The 1,146-nt window shown below is 66.0% G+C and carries 2 protein-coding genes; both read left to right on the forward strand.

What is annotated here, in order from left to right; translation table 11 throughout:
* Window positions 1-590 (forward strand): NADH-quinone oxidoreductase subunit D-related protein (locus AC1D15_RS33430; RefSeq protein ID WP_477829450.1); only part of this gene is annotated, 590 nt, incomplete at its 5' end.
* Complete coding sequence (gene nuoE / locus AC1D15_RS33435) at window positions 587-1,069, forward strand: NADH-quinone oxidoreductase subunit NuoE (protein WP_047502920.1); 483 nt, start codon at window positions 587-589, stop codon at window positions 1,067-1,069. The genes AC1D15_RS33430 and nuoE, both read left to right, overlap by 4 nt.
* Window positions 1,070-1,146: the final 77 nt, after the last annotated feature.

The raw sequence follows: 1,146 nt of genomic DNA on the forward strand, positions 1-1,146 counted from the left end.
GCATCGGCGTCGTGAGCCCCGAGCGCGCGCTGAACCTGGGCTTCAGCGGCGCGATGCTGCGCGGCTCGGGCATCGCCTGGGACCTGCGCAAGAAGCAGCCCTACGACGTCTACGACAAGATGGACTTCGACGTGCCGGTCGGCGTCAACGGCGACACCTACGACCGCTACCTGGTGCGCGTCGAGGAGATGCGCCAGGCCAACCGCATCGTCCAGCAGTGCGTCGATTGGCTGCGCGCAGACTCGGCAAAAGGCGCCGGCCCGGTGATCACCGCGAACCACAAGGTCGCGCCGCCCGGACGCGTGGACATGAAGTCCAGCATGGAAGAGCTGATCCACCACTTCAAGCTCTTCACCGAAGGCTTCCACGTGCCCGAGGGCGAGGCCTACGCGGCGGTGGAGCACCCGAAGGGCGAGTTCGGCATCTACATCGTCAGCGACGGTGCGAACAAGCCGTACCGCCTGAAGATCCGCGCCCCCGGCTTCGCGCACCTGGCTGCGCTCGACGAGATGGCGCGCGGCCACATGATCGCCGACGCCGTTGCCGTGATCGGCACCATGGACATCGTGTTTGGAGAGATCGACCGATGATTTCGGAATCGACCCGCGTCCGCTTCGACCGCGAAGTGGCCAAGTACCCCGCCGACCAGAAGCAGTCCGCCGTGATGGCCTGCCTGGCCATCGTGCAGCAGGAGCAGGGCTTCGTCTCGGCCGACAGCGAGAAGCTGATCGCCGAGTACCTCGGCATGCCGCCGATCGCGGTGCACGAGGTGACGACCTTCTACAACATGTACAACCAGCAGCCGCTGGGCAAGTTCAAGCTCAACGTCTGCACCAACCTGCCGTGCCAGCTGCGCAGCGGCCAGACCGCGCTCGAGCACCTGTGCGGCCGGCTCGGTGTGGAAGAGGGCGGCACCACCGCCGACGGGCTCTTCACCGTGCAGAAGAGCGAATGCCTGGGTGCCTGCGCCGACGCGCCGGTGATGCTGGTCAACGACCGCCAGATGTGCAGCTTCATGAGCGAACAGCGCCTCGACGAACTCGTCGACACGCTGCGCGCGGCGAAGTAAAGGGAAACGGGAACCGAACCATGTCGCAACCCCTGTTGGACCTCTCGAAGTTCCAGTCCACCGGCACCGAGACCTGC

Source organism: Rhizobacter sp. P2_H2 (assembly GCF_056403375.1).